Source organism: Ectopseudomonas oleovorans (assembly GCF_029845265.1).
GTDB classification, from domain to species: Bacteria; Pseudomonadota; Gammaproteobacteria; order Pseudomonadales; family Pseudomonadaceae; genus Aquipseudomonas; species Aquipseudomonas oleovorans.
Map to the genome: position 1 here is coordinate 54,219 of NZ_JAOCLK010000022.1, position 18,826 is coordinate 73,044.

Sequence of the window (18,826 nt, forward strand, 5' to 3'; positions counted from 1 at the left end):
CGCTCCGTTTTAGCCCACCACCGACGGTCTACGTGGGCTAAAGCCCACCCTACAAAGCTCCGAGCCTTCCCGGAACCGCTTGACAACAGATAACGCAGACATAGCCAGCATCATAGGGACGCAGGACAGCACTTCCCTTTAACGCTGGGCTCAGCCCACTGCAGACACGAAGATTGCAGCGCGCACCCTACTCCAGCACTTCGACCGTCATTCCGACCTGCAGCTCACCAACGCCTCGTGGCAGCAGATTCTGTCCGAAGTACACATCGCCATCACGCTCCCGATAAGTTTTGAGCGTTGCCAGCGGTTCGCGCTGTGCGTTGCGCTCGCCGCTCTGCGGATCGATGGTGGTGAGAATGCAGCGCGAACAACCCTTGGCTACCTCGAACTCCACTTCACCGATGCGGATGCGTTTCCAGCCATCCTCGGCATATGCCTCACTGCCGGTAACGACCAGATTGGGGCGGAAGCGCAGCATGGACAGCGGCTGCCCGACACGTTGCGAAAGATCGTCCAGCGATGCCTGGCCAATAAGCAACAGTGGAAAGCCATCGGCGAAGGCCACGCGATCCCCCGGCTGCGCATAGGCAGTGTCGACCTGGCGAGTGCGGCCTTCCGGCACCTGCACCAGGCGGCAAGTCTTGCCCAGCAAATCGCTGAGCCAGGCGGCCGCTGCATCGCCGGCATCCGGCACGCGCAGGCTGTCACGCCAGACGACGACGCCACGCAGATCCTGCTCGGGGTCGGGCAGCGCCACGGACAGATCCTCACGACCCGGCGCACTTAAGGTCAGGCCACCACGCGCATCGTACAGGGCGCTCAACTGGCTCATCTGCGGCAACAGGCGTTGGGTGATGAAACGGCCGTTGTCGGCGTCGACCAGCATCCAGCGCCGATCGCCATGCAGCCCTAGTCCGTCGACCGCGCTACGCTGCAAGGCCTCGCCGCGGCCGGACTTGAGCGGGTAACGGTACAGCCCCGAGAGACTCAGCATGGGTCAGCTTCCTGTCGGCAAAACGCCGTTATACGAGCTGACGGCGATGCTCACAAGCACCGAAACCCAGGAAATAGCTGCGATTCGGCGGCAACGCCCGGCAGGTTTCACCCGCCCTGCAGCGACTTTAGCGAGGTTCGTCCAACTCGAGACGTTGACGAATCACATCGACCAGCTTGTCCGGCTGGAACTTGGAGAGGAAATTGTCGCAGCCGACCTTCTTCACCATCGCCTCGTTGAAGCTACCCGACAGCGACGTGTGCAGCACCACGTAGAGATCCTTGAGGCGCGGGTCATTGCGAATTTCGCTGGTGAGACGATAGCCGTCCATTTCCGGCATCTCGGCATCGGTGAAGATCATCAGCAGCTTGTCGGTCATCACCTCGCCGGTGTCAGCCCACTTCTTCAGCTGGTTGAGGGCCTTCAGGCCGTCGCTGGCCATATGCAGGCGAATTCCCAGTTGCGACAGGGTATCGCGCAGTTGGCTGAGCGCGACGCTGGAGTCGTCCACCAGCAGCACCTCGCGTCCACGCGCCTTTTCCAGCAGCGGGTCGGCGAGCTTTTCCGCGGAAACCTTGGTGCTCATCGGCACGATCTCGGCCAGCACCTTCTCCACATCGATGACCTCGACGATCTGGTCCTCGACCTTAGTGATGGCGGTCAGGTAATGCTGACGTCCGGCGCCACCCGGGGGCGGCAGGATCGACTCCCAGTTGAGGTTGAGAATGCGATCGACGCTGCCGACCAGGAAAGCCTGTACCGAGCGGTTGTACTCGGTGACGATGATGGTGCTGCGCTCATCCGGCACCAGCGGACGCATGCCGATGGCCTGGGACAGGTCGATCACCGGCAGAGTCTGACCACGCAGGTTGACCACGCCGCAGACGAAGCGATGGCGCTGCGGCATCAACGTCAGCTTGGGCAGTTGCAGGACTTCCTGCACCTTGAACACGTTGATGGCGAACAACTGCCGGCCAGCCAAGCGAAACATGAGAATTTCCAGACGGTTCTCGCCGACCAGTTGCGTGCGTTGATCTACTGAATCGAGGATGCCGGCCATCATGTGCTCCGAGGGATATAGGGTGATTCTAGTCTGCCGTTCGGGTTATCGGCGGACTGCCGGCAGACTGAAGCATTGCTGGCGCGCAGCCATCATGCCTTAGCCCTGTGTACCTGGCCAGCGAGCAGCGACGAATGCTTGGGCAGATGCAGACGCAGGGCACCGGGTTCGGCACGAAAACGCAGACCTGTACTTTCCATCGGTTCGCCGTCGAGATTCAGGTCCAAGCCCTCCAGCGCTTCCACCTCCAGCCAGGGCAGCCGTGCGCTGACCGCAACGCTCTGCAGGCCAAGAATGCCCCCGGACAACAACGTGCCCAAGGTGCCGACGACATCCTGCGCCGCCGGCACGATGCAGACATCGAGCAGACCATCGTTGATGCTCGCCTGCGGACAAAGCAGATGCCCGCCACCGGCCTGTCGCCCGTTACCGATGCCAAGAGCCAGAAACTCGCCCTGCCATTGGAAATCCGGCCCATGAAAACGACCGGCTGCCGCGCGCACTTCGGAAAAGCGGCTGAGCCCGGTAAGCAGATAGGCGGCGCCACCCAGGACTTTCTTGAGTTCTTCCGGAGTATTGGCGGTGACGTTGGAGCCAAAACCACCGGTGGCCATGTTCAGAAACGCCCGCTCGCCCGCCATGCCCACGTCCACAACCACCGGCTCGCACTCGAGCAGGGCCAACGCCGCAGCAGGTGTCAACGGAATACCGGCTGCGTGGGCGAAATCATTGGCCGTGCCCAGCGGCAGCAGAGCCAGGTTGGCATCGCTTTGCGCCTTGACCAGCGCCTCGACCACATCGCGCAGGGTGCCATCGCCACCGCCAGCGATCAGCGTTGAATAACCGGCGGCCAATCCTTCCCCGACCAGCCGCTCGGCGTCGCCACCTTCCCAGGTCAGGCGCACGGCCAGATCCCAGCCGCGCTCACGCAGGCCGTTCACCGCTGCCCTCACCTCTTCGTTCAACGCCTGCTTGCCATGCAGGATCAACCAGGCCTTGCGTTCGCGCATTGCGCGTCCTCCTTGAAAGGATCAGCGAAAGCCTAGTGCCTGGCCCTCGTGAAAATTAATCAAATTAATCGATATCAAAACTGTAGAAATTGCGCTTTTAAATCGATCAATCCAAATGGATCATTCACCCATCAACGCTGCACGGGACTGAACTCGTGCATGACTGGAGGATTGACCATGATCGATGTACGTCCGTTCGAACAACTCGGTGGTGCTCACCACGGCTGGCTGAATGCCCGTCACCACTTTTCCTTCGCCGAATACTACGACGCCGAGCGGATGAACTGGGGCCGCCTGCGCGTGTGGAACGACGACGAGATCGCTCCACATTCAGGCTTCCCGCCGCACCCACATCGCGACATGGAGATCATCACCTACGTTCGCGAAGGTGCCATCAGCCATGAGGACAACCTGGGCAACAAAGGTCGTACCGAGGCCGGCGACGTGCAGGTAATGAGCGCCGGTACCGGCATCGCCCACAGCGAGTACAACCTGGAGAATGAAACCACCAAGATCTTCCAGATCTGGATTCAGCCGAACCAGGCCGGCCTGCCGCCATCCTGGGGCGCCAAGCCTTTCCCCAAAGGCGACCGCTCCGGAGCCTTCGTCACCCTGGCCAGCGGTTACGAGGACGATGTCGACGCCCTGCGCATCCGTACCGACGCGCGCCTGGTGGCTGCCACGGTCAAGGCGGGAGAGAGCGCCGAATACGCCCTGCAACCGGGTCGCAAGGCCTATCTGGTGGGCGCGACTGGTGTCTTCAGCGTCAACGGTGTGGCCGTCAAGGCGCGTGATGGCGTGGCCATCGCCGATGAAACGCTGATTCGCATCGAGGCGCAGGAAGATAGCGAGATCGTGCTGGTGGATGTCGCCTGATGCACAAACCATCGCCCTCCGCTTAGGAGGGCGATCTTTTTTGTAGGAGCCAGCTTGCTGGCGATCATTGATTAACGGCATCGCCAGTGACGTAGGGCGTACTCGGCTTTGGCTTCCTGCGTCGCTCTACCTCCTGCATCCATGCAGTTGTCGCGAAGCAGTACGCCGCTGGACTTGTGTAGCACCGAGGAACGGCGGACTGTTCGCTGGCGCTCCTGAGTCCGCCCTACGCCACCATGCCCTACGCCGGATAACCGGTAATCTTGCGAATGCGCTGGTACAGCGGCTTGAGCTGGCGGTACATGCGCTGATAGACCTGCCCGTAGAGCTGCTGGTAAACGCGCTGGGCCTCCGGGTTCGGCTGGAACACCTGACCAACCCGAGTCATGGCGGCGATGGCGCTCGGGTAATCAGGGTGCAAACCCAGACCTACCGCGCAATTGATCGCCGCGCCCAGGCCGCTGGTTTCGTACAGGTGCGGACGCTCGGCCGGTAAGCCGAAGATATCGGCCGTCAGTTGCATCGCCGCATCGCTCTGCGAACCACCACCGGACACGCGCAGGCGCTCGATGCGGGTGCCAGAGTGTTTTTCGATACGCTCCTTGCCCTGGCGCAGGGCGTAGGCCAAACCCTCCAGAATCGCCCGATACAGATGCGCGCGGGTGTGTACGTCGCCAAAGCCGATGATCGACCCCTTGGCCTCCAATCCCGGCTCGCGAATGCCCGGCGTCCAGTACGGCTGCAGCATCAGGCCCATGGAACCCGGCGGTACGGCGTTGACCAGCTCGTCGAACAGCGCCTCGGGGGACACGCCCAGCGCCTCGGCCCGCTGCATCTCGCGCAGGCCGAATTCGCGTTTGAACCAGCTGACCATCCAGAAGCCGCGATAGATCATCACCTCGGTGTTGAAGTGATCCGGCAGCGCCGCCGGATAGGGCGGAATCAGGCGTACGGTTTCCAGATAACGGCTGCGTGTGGTGTTGATGGTCGCCGTGGTGCCATAGGACAGGCACGCCGTGCTGGGCTCCAGCGCACCGGAACCCAGCACCTCGCAGGCCTTGTCGGCGCCAGCAGCAATCAGCGGCAGGCCTTCCGGAATACCGGTATGGCGGCTGGCCTCGGCGCTGATCTGGCCCAGTCGCTCACCCGGCTTGAACAGCTCAGGCAGTTGCTCACGGCGCACCTTCAGCGCCTGCCACTTCCAGTCGCCAGGGGAGGCCCAACGCAGGCGCTTGTAGTCGAACGGCAGGTAGGCCACGCAACTGCTGGTGGAATCGACGAAGCGGCCGCACAGGCGATGGGTGAGAAAACCCGAAAGCAACAGCACCTTGTGCGTGCGTGCCGCAATGTCCGGCTGAAACTGGGAGACCCAGTTGACCTCGGCCTGGCCGCGAAAGTGATCGACCGCCTCTTCGGCGCGCACCAGCTTGAACAGCCGGCCCCACAGGCCCTTTATCCGCCCGGCCACTTCGGCACGACGCTGATCGAGCCAGAGAATCGCCGGGCGCAGGGGCGTGCCCTGCTCATCGACATGAATGATGCTGCCGCGCTGGGTGGTCACGGCGACGCCGCGGATCAGGCTGCGGTCGATGTCCACCTGCTGCCACAACAGGCGGAAGGCCTCGCCGAGGCTGGCCCAGTAATATTCCGGGTCCTGCTCGGCCCAGCCTGGTTGGCTGGAGAAATAGGGATCCAGCTCGACCTTGCCCTTGGCGAGCAGGTTGCCCTGAGTATCGAACAGCAGCGCCCGCACGCTCTGGGTGCCGTTGTCGATGCTCAGCAGGTAGCTTGGTTCGCTCAAGGTGTGATCCTTCTTGTTATGTCTCCCCTCTCCCATTTATGGGAGAGGGGCCGGGGGAGAGGGTGGTTCGTCTGGCGCAGAGTGGCCGGCAGATAAACGCTTTCCCTCTCCCCAGCCCTCTCCCGCAAGCGGGAGAGGGGGTTGTTCAACCACCGTTCCCGGCAGGCTGTAACAGCGCTGCCACAACGCCAGGTAATCCGCCTGTTCCTGCTGCCAGCGAGCATCGCTCCAGCCCAGCCGTGGTTGGCATAGCGCGCGGATACGCGGCAGTTCGGCGCGGCCGCCACCTGCCAGCAGCAGGCCCAGGCGGGTGCGGCGCAGCAGCAGGTCGTCCAGGTGCAGTACCAGCTCGCCTTCGGCAGCCCAAGCCAGTTCGGCCCACAAGGTGTCAGTACCGGCGACGCAATCAGCGCCGATTTCGTCGACCAAGCGCAGTACCTCACCCAGCTGGCGGCCATGGCGCCCAGCCAGGCGGCGTTGCTGCGCCGGGCTCAACGCCGGCATCGGTGTCGGCGTATTCGCAGCGAAGACCGCGCCGCCTTGATCATCCACTGGCTTGCCAACGAAACCCGCGCAGGCACGCAGCACCTCCAGCGCCAGCAGGCGGAAGGTGGTCAACTTGCCGCCGGCCAGCGTCACGCTGCCCGGCTCGATCCACAGAGCATGCTCGCGCTTCTCGTCGGAGGGTTTCAGTGCGCTGCCACCATCGCTCACCACCGGGCGCACGCCGGCCCAGGTCGACAGCACGTCGGCACGGCTCACCTGGGCGGTCGGGAACTGCCGGTCGCAGGCAGCCAGCAGGTAGTCGACCTCCTCAGCGCTGATGGCGGCTTCATGATCGAGCTCGTCCGCATGATCCAGATCGGTGGTGCCGATCACCGTTGCGCCTTCCCAGGGGAAGACGAACACCGGCCGGCCATCGGCCGAGTGCATAAAGCTGAAGGCATGCGCCACCGGCAGGCGCCAGCTAGGCAGCAGCAGGTGACTACCACGCAGCGGACGGATGCGACCATTGCCAGGCTGGCGCAGGCGATCGGCCCAGGCACCAGTGGCTTGTGCCACGGCTCGGCTACGCAGGCGGTAGCGGTTGCCCGTTTCCACATCCTCGGCGAGCACACCGACCACCTGCCCCGCTTCACGCAGCAACTCGACCACGCGCATGCCATTAAGCGCCTCGCCGCCTTCGGCGCGCGCCTCGCCCAGCACGCGCTGCACCAGACGGGCATCGTCGGTTACCGCATCGAAAAAGCGCGTGCCACCGAGCAGGCCGTCCTCGCGAATGCCCGGCGCCAGGTAACGCAGTTGCTGCAGTGGGTAGAACAGGTGATTGCGTTTGCCAGCCAGGGCGTCGTACAGGCTCAGCAGGCCGCCGAAGACCTTCGGCCCGGGAAAGCCGCCGCGATAGTGCGGCATGACGAAGCTCAGCGGCTCCACCAGCCCCGGCGCCTCGCCGAGCAGGCGCTGGCGCTCGCGCACCGAGTCGCGGGTCAGCCCCAGCTGGCCCTTGGCAACGTAACGGAGGCCACCGTGCACCATCTTCGACGAGCGGCTGGAGGTGCCCCAGGCGAAGTCGCGCTGCTCCAGCAACAGGCAGCGCCAGCCGCGCCGCGCCGCCTCACGGAGGATGCCGGCGCCGCAGATACCGCCGCCAATCACCAGCAGATCCCAGTCGCGGGCGGCCAGTTCAGGCAGCGCGCGCGTGCGCCAGGTGGCGTTCCAGGGCTCCATGCTCAGTCCTGCAGCAACACGCCAGGCGCCAGGCGCTGGTCGGGGTCGAAATGCGTGGCCAGACTGCGCAGCGTGGCCATGCCCAGCTCGCCCTTCTCCGCCACCAGATAGGGAGCGTGGTCGCGGCCGACGCCGTGCTGGTGGCTGATGGTGCCGCGATTCTCGGCGATGGTGCGGCTGGCCGCCGCTTTCAAGCGCTGCCAGCGCGCCATGGCCTCGGCGTAGTCGCTGCCGGGGCGGAATACGTAGGTGGTGTAGATGCTCGAACCTTCGCCATAGACGTGCGACAGGTGGGTGAACACGTGCACACGCTCGCCCTCGCCGGCCAGCTCGTCACGCAGGCTGGCCTCAACCTTATTCAGCAGGTTGTCGACATTCGACCAGTCGGTGGCGGTTTCCAGGGTATCCACCAGATAGCCGCGCTCCCACAGGCCATGACGCAGATAGGGGAAGCGAAAGCGGTTCTGCTCCCACTTCTTGCCCAGCAGGGTGCCGGTGAACACACCGTCAAAACCTTTCAGCAAGCGCCGTGCCTGTTTCAGCGAGGCGGCGTTCTGCACCCGGCTGCCGGTAACGCCGAAGGTCAGCATGCACTTGCCGTCGCGGGCGCCGCGCAGAGCCAGGTATTTCTCCAGCAGAGCAATCTGCTGCGGGTGACCGGCCAGGGCCAGTTGGGTACGGGTTTCGATGGCGTTGGACAGGCGCAGCATGGACAGCGGCACGCGCGCCTGGGCCAGGCTGCGAATGGCGCTCAGCGCCTGCTGCCAGTTGGGCAGGAACACCGCGTAGAAACGCTCCTGCTCGGCCAGGCGACTGATGCGCACGCGCACCTCGGAGATCACCCCGAAGCGCCCTTCCGACCCCATCACCAGCTCGCGCAGATCAGGCCCGGCGGCCGAGGCCGGAAAGGTTGGAATCTCCAGGGTACCGGCGAAAGTTTCCAGCTTGCCGCCGGCGAACAATTGCTCGATGCGCCCGTAGCGCAGCGACTGCTGGCCGCTGGAGCGACTGGCGACCCAACCGCCAAGCGTCGACAGCTCCCAGGACTGCGGAAAATGGCCCAGCGTGTAGCCGCGTGCGCGCAGTTGGCTTTCCACCTGCGGGCCATTGGCGCCAGGGCCGAAGGTGGCGATCAGGCTGTCCTCATCGATATCCAGCAGGCGCGTCATGCGCTCCAGCGACAGGGTCAGCACCGGGCGCTGGCCGGCCTGCGGGTTGATGTGGCCGGCCACCGAGGTGCCGCCGCCGTATGGGATCAGGGTGACGTCATGCTGTTGCGCCCAGGCCAGCAGCTCGCGGATCTGCTCGGCGCTTTCCGGGCAGGCGACGCCATCGGGAAACAGGCCGAACTCGCCGGAGCGCATGGCCAGCCAGTCCGGCAGGCTCTGGCCACGGGCGTGACGCACTCGTACCTCGGCGTCCTGGCTGATCAGCGGGTTGGGAGCCAGACGTGAGGCCGGCACACGCGCCAGCACGTCTTGCAGGCTGGCGTCGACCAGACGCTGGCCCGGCCCGACCAGTTCAGCGAGAAAGGCCTCGCCATGGGCCGGCAGTTCAACCTCGGTCGCTTCGTCACCCCATCCGTTCCAGCGTCGCATCGCATCCCCCATTCCGATCAGCACTTACGGCTGCCTATACTAGCCAGCCGCCGATTTCCGTCACTGTCGAATCGGGACAAGCGCTATCGCCAATCAAGACAGGCATCGCAGAACAAGAATAATCCATGGAAAACCTCGGCTATACCTCGGTTCCCGCCCTGCTCAAGTACCTGCGCCAGGCCGAACAGCTCGGTCTGGATATCGACCGTGCGCTCGCGGCAGCCGGTGTCCAGGCGCAGGATCTGGCCGACAATGGCAAGCGGATTCCCAGCGAGGTACACGAACGCCTGCTGGCGCATCTGCTGGAGGTGTCCGGCGACCCGCTGTTCGGCCTGCACTCGGCGCGTTTCGTCCAGCCCGGCTCGTGGCGCGTGCTCGGCTATATCGCCATGAACTGTGCCACCCTCGGCGAGGCCATGGGCCGCATCGTGCCCTACGAGAAGCTGGTGGGCGACATGGGCACCAGCCGTATCGAGGCGGCCGAGGATCACGTACGACTAATCTGGAGCTGCCGTCATCAGGCACCGGACGTGCGCCGCCACATGGTCGAGAACGTGCTCGCCTCCTGGCTGCTGTACGCCCGCTGGATCGCCGACTCCGAGCATTCACCGCGTGAGGTGTGGTTCGAACACGCGCAACCGGCCGCCACCGAACTGGCTGAATACCAGCAGCTGTTCGGCTGCCCGGTGCGGTTCGAACAGCCCTGCAACGCCCTGCTGGTGCCGCTGGACTACCTCGGCGTGCCGCTGCGCCAGGCCGACGCCAACCTGCTGCGCACCCTGGAAGAACATGCCCTTACCCTGATGGCCGGGCTGGACGACAACGAGCCGCTGCCGCGCCGGGTGAAGAACGCCCTGCGCCTGCTGCTCAAGGACGGCCTGCCGCGCAAGGAACGGGTGGCGGAGAAATTCGACATGACCGTGCGCACCCTGCAGCGCCACCTGCAGCAGGCCGGCACCAGCTATCAGCAGATACTCGACGAGCTGCGTCAGGAACTGGCCGAGCATTACCTGCTGCGCAGCGACCTGGCGATTCAGGACATTGCCTGTTATCTCGGTTTCACCGAATCACGCTCGTTCCACCGCAGTTTCAAGAGCTGGACCGGGCAGACGCCGGGCGAGTTTCGCGAGAGCCGGCGCCGGGATAATCCGCTGGGCTAGCGCGATATGGCCGGAAACGCCGTGCCAGCCAGTAGTCGAGACTCAACCATCGCCATGCCCCGCTGATGAAAAGCGCCACGAGCGCAGCCACGGCCGGCACCGGTGAGGTTTGCCAATGGCATATCAGTCCTCCCGGCGCCCTTACTCGTTCTTATCGCCACTGCACGTGCCTTCAATACGGGAGCCTTCCTGCGCCTTCTCGGCAGCGGTCAGGCTGTAGCCGCCGGCCAGTTCCTGCTCAGCGAAGGGGATGCTGGTGGCGTGGGCAGTGAACGCCATGTAACTCGGCAGTGCAGCGCCCTAGGGTCTGTTGCCGTTTCGCGCACGGCCGCGTCGAAACGGCAACAGACCCTAGGTGGCAGTCAGGGTATTGGCATCTCTCCATCGGTTTCGAATACGGCGCCAGGTTGGCGCCCTCGCAGCAATGGACGAGGCAGGGATGCGGGCGTTACAGCGGGCCAATAAGATTTCTCGTAGCCCGATGAAATACGGGGGCGCTTTGCTCGCCAGCAATCGCGGCTACGACTGCATGGACGCAGGAGGTAGAGCGAAGCAGGATGCCAGAGCAGAAAGCTCTCTCCCACAGACACAGAAACATCCACCGCACGGTAGGAGGTGATTCAAATGATCAGGCATCTCCTCTGGTTGGACTGCATGGCCGCTGCGAGCACGGGCGTTGTGGTTCTGTTGCTGGCCCCCCTGGTTGAGCGGCTGGTATGCCCTGCCCGGCGAGCTGCTGAGCTTCATCGGCGCGATCAATATCGCCTACGCCTGCTTTTCCATTTCGCTGGCGATTCGCCTGCGACGCGCCGAAGCGCTAATCAAGCTGCTGGCAGTGGCCAACGGACTCTGGGCGTTGGCATGCCTTGGCATCGCTACGATCTTTGCCCCGCTCATGACGCTACCGGGGCTTTGTCATGTGCTCGGCGAGGCTGCATCCGTCGCAGGCCTGGGCATGCTGGAGTGGAAATGGCGCAGGCAGCTGCTGGTGGCTGGCGAACAGGGCGTTTCGACTCAGCTTGTCGCGGTCCAGTAACCGTCACAGGTATTCAGGCGAAGATCCGGCGATGGCTGTTCAGGCCATCATCAGCCCTATCCTTCAGCCCTGTGAAAGCGGTTCTTGCCCGCGTGCTTGGCCGCGTACATGGCCTGGTCCGCACGTTTCAGCAGGTCCTGGCCGCCTTCAGCGTGCAGCGGAAACAGAGCGGCGCCCACGCTCGCCGATATCCGCACCATGCAGCCGTCCAGATCGAACGGCTTGGCCAGCACATCCAGAACCTTGAGCGCCACGGTCTCGCACTCCTGACTGCCGTGCAGATTGCCGAGGACGATGCCGAACTCATCACCGCCGAAGCGTGCGACCGTGTCGGTGCTGCGCACACAACCTTCCAGCCGCCTGGCGGCCATCTGCAGCAGGCTATCGCCGGCCGTATGACCGTGGCGGTCGTTGATTTCCTTGAATCCATCCAGGTCGATATAGAGCACGGCGCACAGCTGCTGGTCGCGCACGGACTCCAGCGCCTGGTCGAGTCGCTGGTGGAACCTGACGCGGTTGGCCAACCCGGTGAGGGCGTCATGCTCGGCGTCATGACATAGGCGCGCTTCCAGGTGCTTGCGCTCGGTGATGTCCTGCGTGACCAGCACCAGGAACTCCGGGTGACCATGGCGGTTGCGGACGACGCTCGAGGCCTCGCATACCCAGATCAGCGAGCCATCCTCACGCCGATAGGTTTTCTCGATTTCCGGGGAAAGCGCACGAGCCTCGCTGACCAGTTGCTCACTCAGAAAGCTGCGGGCGGCGGCAGCTACTTCGGCGTCGCTCAGGTCGAAAATGTTGGCGCCTTGCAGCGCCTCGGGCGGGCGCCCCAGCATGCGCGCGAATTTCTCGTTGACCCGCAGTATCCGACCCTCGGGGCTGATGTGGGCGATACCCATGGCCGCCTGGTGAAAGGTGGCGCGAAACAGCGCTTCGCTGCCTTGCAGGGCATCGGTGGCCGCACGTTGGCGAACCAGCATCAGCGCCAGCAGGCCAACGAACAGCATGACCACCAGGGTGACGCCGACTGCGGCCATCAGGTAGGTGGAGCGCCGCTGCAAGGTCGTGCCCATCTCCTCGTCATAGGCGGTGGCCACGGTAATCATCAGTGGATAACCGGTCATGGTGCGGTAGCTGACGATACGGGCGACGCCATCGAGCGCCTCGCCACTGTCGTGGAAATCATCGGCGCCGTGCAGCTTTTGCCGCTGGAACCAGGCCAGCGACTCGGCACCCAGGCCAAATTCGCTACGTGCGCCGATCTTGCGCGCACGTATCACGCCGTCGAGGCCGGCAAGCTCCAACAGCCCCTGCGGGCCCAGATCGACCTGCTGGAAGAAACGCGTGACGTCCTCTGGACGCACGGCCATCACCACGACGCCGGCGAAGCTGCCGTCATCGCGCTCGATACGCAGCGACATGGGGATCAGCCAACGCCCGGAAACCCGCCCGAGTACCGGCTGATTGATGAACAGGTGATCGATACGGGCATCGCGCTGCGCCGTGAAGAACTCGCGGTCGGCGTAGTTGACCGGGCCAGTGTCCTGGCTACTGCTGACGATATCGCCCTGCTCGTCCACCACGCTGACGATGGTGAACATCTCCTCGCGGATTATGCCCTCCTCGACCCAGCGGCGCAGGTCGATGGCCTTACCCTGCCGGCGGTACTGCTCGCGCACGAAAGCCGCCACCTGCTCGGCCGCCTTCAGCGCGCGGAACACCTGCTGCTCGAAAGCGATGGCCAGACTGGAGTTGGCTTTCATTTCCGCAGTCAGCGCCTGCTCACGTTCGAAGGCGATGCGTTGCAGGGTGATCAGCCAGACAACGGCAACGAATACACTCGCCAGAACGATCAGCAGGTTCAAGGGTGTTGCGATTCGAGGGCGTCGAGCGACGGCGTCATGTGCGTCAATCGGCGTGCTGGGCGGGGTCATCGCCTTGTTCTCCAAGCCATTCACGGGCGGGCTGTTTCTAGTTGTCGAGGACAAGGGTCTGTTGCCCTTTGGTTCAGCGTCGCGGGGCGTGATCCATCGCCTTGCGTTGAATCATAGGCACTGTTGCGCCACTGTGCTGCCATCATGCGGTAATGGGTTTTGCCCGAAAATCGAGCTTGCGCCAGACTGACGACCGACACGGCGCCTCAGCCACATCACGTCGAGCCGAGCGGCATCCGCACGGCTCCTGCTCAATTTCTTCGATAACCGCCTGTCTTCGAGGCCCGCCTTGGAAACCACGGTCTTTCTCGCCGTCATCGCCGCCGCTGCCCTGCATGCCGGCTGGAACGCTCTGCTCAAGATTGGTCTGGATCGCTTCCTCACCGCCACGCTGATCCAGATCGGTGCTGGCCTGGTGGCGCTCTGCGCCCTGCCGCTGGTGGCGCTGCCGCAAGCCTCGGCCTGGCCGTGGATCGCGCTGTCGGCGTTGCTGCATATCGGCTACAACTTCTTTCTCGCCCGCGCCTACCAGTACGGCGACCTGGGCCAGGTCTATCCGATTGCGCGGGGCAGCTCGCCGCTGATGGTCGCCTTGCTGTCACTGCTGCTGTTGCAGGACGGGCTCGGTGCCCTGCAGTTGCTGGGTTTGCTGGTTCTGGTGCTGGGCATCTGGCTGATGGCGCTGCGCGGCGGCCATCACAAGGCGCCACAGGGGGCGATGCTGGGCTGTGCGTTGATGACGGCACTGTTCATCGCCGGCTACACCCTCAGCGATGCCATGGGCGCACGCAGCAATGGCGATGCGCTGAGTTATTCGCTGTGGCTGTTCACCGTTAACGGCGTGGTGATGGCGGCGGTATTGGCCATCAGCCGTGGGCCGCGCGCCTTCCTGCAGCTGGGCCCGCATTGGCGTGGCGGGCTGGCCGGCGGGGCGATGTCGATGGCGGCCTACACCATCGTTATCTGGGCCATGACCCAGGCGCCGGTGGCATTGGTTTCAGCCCTGCGCGAGACCAGCGTGGTGTTCGCTGTGCTGCTGGGGGTGGTGTTGCTCAAGGAGAGATTGCGGCCGATTCGTCTGCTGGCGTGCGCGGTGATTGCGGCTGGTGTGGTGGTGATGAAATTGGCGTGAGGGGTTCGCGTTGCAGCAAGTGGATTGCGAAATCACAACTTGGTGGGCTGAAGCCCACCCTACGACGCTGCGCCCCCCCTATAAGGACATTTGTAGGAGCGAGCTCTGCACGCGAATCCCCGAGCGCAAAAGCTTCGCGAGCAGAGCTCGCTCCTACCCGGTACACCAACGCAACCAGCAGATCAGGAGGCGATCCGCACCATCGAGTCAGCCTGACTCGGCATTCTGATCGGGAACCCGAGACCCGCTTTACGGTTCTGTTGATCAACGGCTACTGAGTAGTCGACCGTTTTTTCGTCATACGCTGCCTGCATGCTGGCCGGGCTGACGGCCTGGACGCGAGAGTTTTTTGTGTCCTGCCATCCATGGCGGCCACCTCAAGGGCCGTCGCGGAGCGACGTCAAAAACTTCTCCCGGAAGTTTTTTGCCCGCCATATGCGGCTTGCGGCACACTAGCGCCCTTCCCGAGCATCCGCTCGTTTAACTGTTCAAGAGTCCGTATGACCCGCTCCCCCTTCCGCCGCATGGCCTTTAGCGCGCTGCGCCGCCTGCTGTACCTCTGGGTACGCTCGGAAACCATCAACCAGTCCGCCTTCACCCTCAAGCTCGACCGCAGCAAGCCGGTGTTCTACGTGCTGCAGCAGCCCTCGGTGAGCGACTTGGCGGTGGTCGACCGCGAGTGCACCAAAGCCGGCCTGCCACGCCCGGTATTGCCGGTGGCGGTCGGGGAACACATCGAACCCGCGGCCTTCTTCTACCTGACGCCGGAGCCGGACTGGTTCGGCCGCCAGGACAAGCGCGGCATCTCGCCGACCCTCGATCGGGTGGTCACCGCCCTCAGCCAGCATGCCGTGGACGACGCGCAGATCGTGCCGGTCAGCGTGTTCTGGGGCCAGTCGCCCGATCGCGAGACCAGCCCCTGGAAACTGCTGTTCGCCGACAGCTGGGCGGTGACCGGACGCCTGCGCCGGCTGGTGAGCATCCTGATTCTCGGGCGCAAGACCCGCGTGCAGTTCTCCACGCCGATTCACCTGCGCGAGCTGGTCGAGCAGGACAAGGGCCAGGAGCGCACCCTGCGCATGGTCCATCGCATCCTGCGCGTGCATTTCCGCAACCAGAAGGCGGCGGTGATCGGCCCGGACGTGTCGCACCGACGCAACCTGGTCAAGGGCCTGGTGCACGCCCCGCAGGTGCGCCAGGCGATTGCCGAGGAAGCCGAGCGCGAGAAGATCAGCCTGGAGAAGGCCGAAGCCCAGGCGCTGCGCTACGGCAACGAGATCGCCTCGGACTACACCTACACGGTGATCCGCTTCCTCGAACTGGTCTTGAGCTGGTTCTGGAACAAGATCTACGACGGCATCAAGGTGCACAACATCGAAGGCGTGCGCGATATCGCCCAGGGTCACGAGGTGATCTACGTGCCCTGCCACCGCAGCCATATCGACTACCTGCTGCTGTCCTATCTGCTGTTCACCAACGGCCTGACGCCGCCGCATATCGCCGCCGGCATCAACCTCAACATGCCGCTGATTGGCGGCCTGCTGCGCCGTGGCGGCGCCTTCTTCATGCGCCGCACCTTCAAGGGCAACCCGCTGTATACGGCGGTGTTCAACGAATACCTGCACACCCTGTTCAGTAAGGGCTTCCCGGTCGAATACTTCGTCGAGGGCGGGCGCTCGCGTACCGGGCGCATGCTGCGGCCGAAGACCGGCATGCTGGCCATCACTCTGCGCAGCTTCCTGCGCAGCAACCGCCTGCCCATCGTCTTCGTTCCGGTGTACATCGGCTACGAGCGGGTGCTGGAGGGCCGCACCTACCTGGGCGAGCTGCGCGGCGCGAGCAAGAAGAAGGAATCGATCTTCGACCTGTTCAAGGTGCTCGGCGCGCTCAAGCAGCGCTTCGGCCAGGTCTCGGTGAACTTCGGCGAGCCGATCAAGCTGGCCGAATTCCTCGACCAGCAGCAGCCCGGCTGGCGTGAGCAGGAGCTGGGCCCGCAGTACCGCCCGGCCTGGCTCAATGAAACCACCAATCGCCTCGGCGAGCGCGTGGCGCGTCACCTCAACGAGGCGGCGTCAATCAACCCGGTCAACCTGGTGGCCCTGGCGCTGCTCTCCACCAGCAAGCTGGCGCTGGACGACCGCGCCCTGGCCCGTGTGCTCGACCTGTACCTGGCATTGCTGCGCGCCGTGCCCTACTCGCCGCACACCACCCTGCCGGACGGCGACGGCGCGGCGCTGATCGAGCACGTCAAGGGCATGGACCTGCTGGCCGAGCAGAAGGATGCGCTGGGCAAGATTCTCTATCTGGACGAGCAGAACGCCGTCCTGATGACCTACTACCGCAACAACGTGCTGCATATATTCGCCCTGCCGGCGCTGCTGGCCAGCTTCTTCCAGAGCAGCGCGCGGATCAGCCGCGAGCAGATCCTGCGCTATGCCGGCGCGCTGTATCCCTATCTGCAGTCCGAGCTGTTCATCCGCTGGGAGCAGAGCGAGCTGGAAGGCGTGATCGACCAATGGCTGACGGCCTTCGTCGAACAGGGCCTGCTCAAGGTCGAGGGCGACGTGTACCTGCGCCCGGCGCCGAGCTCGCGCCAGTTCGTGCTGCTGACGTTGCTGTCACGCTCGGTGGCGCAGACCCTGCAGCGCTTCTACATGGCCATCGCCCTGCTGCTCAACGCCGGGCAGAACGCGATCAGCGCCGAGGATCTGGAAGACCTGTGCACGGTCATGGCCCAGCGCCTGTCGATCCTGCATGGCCTGAATGCGCCGGAGTTCTTCGACAAGAGCCTGTTCCGCCACTTCATCCAGAGCCTGCTGGATCAGGGCGTGCTGCGCCAGGACGAGGCCGGCAAGCTCAGCCATCATCCGCTGCTTAGCGAACTGGCCGAAGGCGCCGCCAAGCGCGTGCTGCCGGCCGAGATTCGCCTGTCGATTCGCCAGGTGGCGCTGGATCGCAACGAGGACCAGCCGGCCGCGCCGTGATGTGTGTAGGGTGCGCTGTGCGCACCGGTGACTACGGTGATTCGAAGGTGCGCACAGCGCACCCTACCGCCCCGCCACTGCCTCGGATGGATGTCGCGTGTTACATCCACCGCGGCGCAGGCTCGATGCAACCAGACGAACCTGTCACGGCTTTGGTAGTCAGTCGATAAGTCACACACCGGCAGGAGGCCCTGGCATGATCGATTCCCTGATGTTGAGTGCTGCACGCATCACCACCCTGGCCGCTGGGCAGATACTGACCAACGCCAGTGGTTTCTTCTTCCGCCGGGAGCAACGGCTGTTTCTCGTCACCAGCCGCCATGTCGTCCTCGACGAGCCCAATGGCCACCAGCCGGACAGCCTGCAGATCGAACTGCACACCGATGCCGACAACCTGACCAGCACCGTCAGCTTCGCCATCCCACTGTATGACGGCGAGCAGCAGCTGTGGCGACAAGGCATGGATGGCGCAGGCGAGATCGATGTGGCGGTGATCGAGCTGGATCAGGCCGCTCTTCCCAACGGCGGCGCCTACCAGGCCTTCACCCCGCAGCACCTGCTACAAGCCGACGAACATGTAGAAATTGGCTCGACGCTGCTGGTGGTCGGCTTCCCGCTGGGATTTCAGGACACCCTGCATCGCATGCCGGTGGCGCGTCATGCCGGGCTGGCATCGTCCTTCGGTTTGCGTTTCCACGGGCTGGGCTACTTCCTCACCGACGGGCGCACCCATCGAGGCCTGAGCGGTGCGCCGGTGGTCAAGCGTGCCAGCGTCGATGGCGAGCTACCCTGGCATCTGCTCGGCATCCATTCCACGCGCCTGTTGGGCAATCGCGACGAGGATCAGGACGAAGCCCTCGGTCTGAACTGCACCTGGTATGCCGATATTCTGATGACGCTGACGGAATGATAGCCCGGCGTCATCGCCTGGGATGATTGCCAGGCTCGCCGGCAAGCCGGCTCCTACAGAACAAACCACGCCCCCCAGGAGCCCGCTTGCTGGCGATAATCAATGAGTAGCCCGGATGAAATCCGGGGAACCACTCAATGTCCAGTCGCGGCTAAAGCCCCTCCCACAGTTCCCCGCGGGCTTGTGGGAGGGGCTTCAGCCGCGACAGCTTTTTCTGGTGCTCGAACGGCCCCGGATTTCATCCGGGCTACGAAACGTGGATGCAGGGGCGGACCAGAACATCGCGGCTGAAGCCGCTCCTACAGGTATTCACCCGTCCCGTAGGAGCGGCTGGGCGGCATTGCGCTTCAGCCGCGATAAGCCTGGCCATGTGCTCGAACTACAGCCCCTCCCACAGTTCCCCGCGGGCTTGTGGGAGGGGCTTTAGCCGCGACAGCTTTTTCTGGTGCGCGAACTGCCCCCGGATTTCATCCGGCTACGAAACGTGGATGCCGGGGGCGGACCAGAACATCGCGGCTGAAGCCGCTCCTACAGGTATTCACCCGTCCCGTAGGAGCCCGCTTGCGGGCGATAGCCAGTAGCCGGATGTAATCCGGGCCCATC

General features: G+C 64.2%; 14 protein-coding genes. 6 read left to right on the forward strand and 8 right to left on the reverse strand.

Going from position 1 to position 18,826, the window contains the following annotated elements:
- Positions 1 to 187: 187 nt before the first annotated feature.
- The 3 genes from N5J71_RS12985 to yegS all read right to left on the reverse strand — a co-directional run bounded on the left by N5J71_RS12985 (position 188) and on the right by yegS (position 3,064).
- Positions 188 to 994, reverse strand: coding sequence for an MOSC domain-containing protein (locus N5J71_RS12985; protein WP_084341494.1), 807 nt, complete (start codon positions 992 to 994; stop codon positions 188 to 190).
- 127 nt (positions 995 to 1,121) lie between these two features.
- Positions 1,122 to 2,054: a chemotaxis protein CheV gene (locus tag N5J71_RS12990; RefSeq protein ID WP_279916984.1), complete on the reverse strand. Its 933-nt coding sequence runs from the start codon at positions 2,052 to 2,054 to the stop codon at positions 1,122 to 1,124.
- A 92-nt stretch (positions 2,055 to 2,146) separates the two neighbouring features.
- Complete coding sequence (gene yegS, locus N5J71_RS12995) at positions 2,147 to 3,064, reverse strand: lipid kinase YegS (RefSeq protein ID WP_257598463.1); 918 nt, start codon at positions 3,062 to 3,064, stop codon at positions 2,147 to 2,149.
- Between the two features lie 177 nt (positions 3,065 to 3,241).
- On the opposite strand from yegS, the gene N5J71_RS13000 reads away from it, so the two are divergent.
- A complete protein-coding gene (locus N5J71_RS13000; RefSeq protein ID WP_257598464.1) occupies positions 3,242 to 3,940 on the forward strand; it encodes a pirin family protein in 699 nt (232 codons plus the stop codon).
- 241 nt (positions 3,941 to 4,181) lie between these two features.
- Here the strand turns inward: N5J71_RS13000 and N5J71_RS13005 are convergent, their stop codons facing one another.
- The 3 genes from N5J71_RS13005 to N5J71_RS13015 are packed head-to-tail and all read right to left on the reverse strand — an operon-like array spanning position 4,182 to position 9,067.
- On the reverse strand, positions 4,182 to 5,777 hold the full coding sequence (locus N5J71_RS13005; protein ID WP_424960569.1) for an FGGY-family carbohydrate kinase: 1,596 nt from the start codon (positions 5,775 to 5,777) through the stop codon (positions 4,182 to 4,184).
- Positions 5,778 to 7,469, reverse strand: coding sequence for a glycerol-3-phosphate dehydrogenase/oxidase (locus tag N5J71_RS13010; RefSeq protein WP_279916987.1), 1,692 nt, complete (start codon positions 7,467 to 7,469; stop codon positions 5,778 to 5,780).
- 2 nt (positions 7,470 to 7,471) lie between these two features.
- Complete coding sequence (locus N5J71_RS13015; RefSeq protein ID WP_116618184.1) at positions 7,472 to 9,067, reverse strand: FAD-binding oxidoreductase; 1,596 nt, start codon at positions 9,065 to 9,067, stop codon at positions 7,472 to 7,474.
- Positions 9,068 to 9,192: 125 nt separating this feature from the next.
- On the opposite strand from N5J71_RS13015, the gene gliR reads away from it, so the two are divergent.
- Positions 9,193 to 10,227 (forward strand): AraC family transcriptional regulator GliR, encoded by a 1,035-nt coding sequence (gene gliR, locus N5J71_RS13020; protein ID WP_279916988.1) that lies wholly within the window; start codon positions 9,193 to 9,195, stop codon positions 10,225 to 10,227.
- Between the two features lie 141 nt (positions 10,228 to 10,368).
- Here gliR and N5J71_RS13025 read toward each other — a convergent pair whose 3' ends face one another.
- The gene (locus tag N5J71_RS13025) at positions 10,369 to 10,506 is read right to left on the reverse strand and encodes a hypothetical protein (RefSeq protein WP_003462092.1); all 138 of its coding nucleotides are present in this window, start codon (positions 10,504 to 10,506) and stop codon (positions 10,369 to 10,371) included.
- 424 nt (positions 10,507 to 10,930) lie between these two features.
- Between N5J71_RS13025 and N5J71_RS13030 the strand changes: the two genes are divergently transcribed.
- A complete protein-coding gene (locus tag N5J71_RS13030) occupies positions 10,931 to 11,263 on the forward strand; it encodes a hypothetical protein (RefSeq protein ID WP_244597203.1) in 333 nt (110 codons plus the stop codon).
- A 56-nt stretch (positions 11,264 to 11,319) separates the two neighbouring features.
- Here the strand turns inward: N5J71_RS13030 and N5J71_RS13035 are convergent, their stop codons facing one another.
- Positions 11,320 to 13,128 carry a sensor domain-containing diguanylate cyclase gene (locus N5J71_RS13035; RefSeq protein ID WP_241198080.1) on the reverse strand — a complete coding sequence of 603 codons (1,809 nt, stop codon included), beginning with the start codon at positions 13,126 to 13,128 and terminating at the stop codon, positions 11,320 to 11,322.
- Between the two features lie 358 nt (positions 13,129 to 13,486).
- Here N5J71_RS13035 and N5J71_RS13040 point away from each other — a divergent pair, with 358 nt between their 5' ends.
- From N5J71_RS13040 to N5J71_RS13050, 3 genes are all read left to right on the forward strand, one after another.
- Positions 13,487 to 14,329: an EamA family transporter gene (locus N5J71_RS13040; RefSeq protein WP_074855869.1), complete on the forward strand. Its 843-nt coding sequence runs from the start codon at positions 13,487 to 13,489 to the stop codon at positions 14,327 to 14,329.
- A 500-nt stretch (positions 14,330 to 14,829) separates the two neighbouring features.
- Complete coding sequence (gene plsB / locus N5J71_RS13045) at positions 14,830 to 17,313, forward strand: glycerol-3-phosphate 1-O-acyltransferase PlsB (RefSeq protein WP_279916989.1); 2,484 nt, start codon at positions 14,830 to 14,832, stop codon at positions 17,311 to 17,313.
- A 196-nt stretch (positions 17,314 to 17,509) separates the two neighbouring features.
- On the forward strand, positions 17,510 to 18,223 hold the full coding sequence (locus tag N5J71_RS13050; RefSeq protein ID WP_003462097.1) for a trypsin-like peptidase domain-containing protein: 714 nt from the start codon (positions 17,510 to 17,512) through the stop codon (positions 18,221 to 18,223).
- The last annotated feature ends 603 nt before the right edge of the window (positions 18,224 to 18,826 follow it).

Coding starts and splice junctions, on each gene's coding strand:
- plsB (WP_279916989.1), top strand. CDS start 14,830: ATGACCCGCTCCCCCTTCCGCCGCATGGCCTTTAGCGCGCTGCGCCGC.
- yegS (WP_257598463.1), bottom strand. CDS start 3,064: ATGCGCGAACGCAAGGCCTGGTTGATCCTGCATGGCAAGCAGGCGTTG.
- N5J71_RS12990 (WP_279916984.1), bottom strand. CDS start 2,054: ATGGCCGGCATCCTCGATTCAGTAGATCAACGCACGCAACTGGTCGGC.
- N5J71_RS13005 (WP_424960569.1), bottom strand. CDS start 5,777: ATGGGAGAGGGGAGACATAACAAGAAGGATCACACCTTGAGCGAACCA.
- gliR (WP_279916988.1), top strand. CDS start 9,193: ATGGAAAACCTCGGCTATACCTCGGTTCCCGCCCTGCTCAAGTACCTG.
- N5J71_RS12985 (WP_084341494.1), bottom strand. CDS start 994: ATGCTGAGTCTCTCGGGGCTGTACCGTTACCCGCTCAAGTCCGGCCGC.
- N5J71_RS13025 (WP_003462092.1), bottom strand. CDS start 10,506: ATGGCGTTCACTGCCCACGCCACCAGCATCCCCTTCGCTGAGCAGGAA.
- N5J71_RS13000 (WP_257598464.1), top strand. CDS start 3,242: ATGATCGATGTACGTCCGTTCGAACAACTCGGTGGTGCTCACCACGGC.
- N5J71_RS13015 (WP_116618184.1), bottom strand. CDS start 9,067: ATGCGACGCTGGAACGGATGGGGTGACGAAGCGACCGAGGTTGAACTG.
- N5J71_RS13050 (WP_003462097.1), top strand. CDS start 17,510: ATGATCGATTCCCTGATGTTGAGTGCTGCACGCATCACCACCCTGGCC.
- N5J71_RS13010 (WP_279916987.1), bottom strand. CDS start 7,469: ATGGAGCCCTGGAACGCCACCTGGCGCACGCGCGCGCTGCCTGAACTG.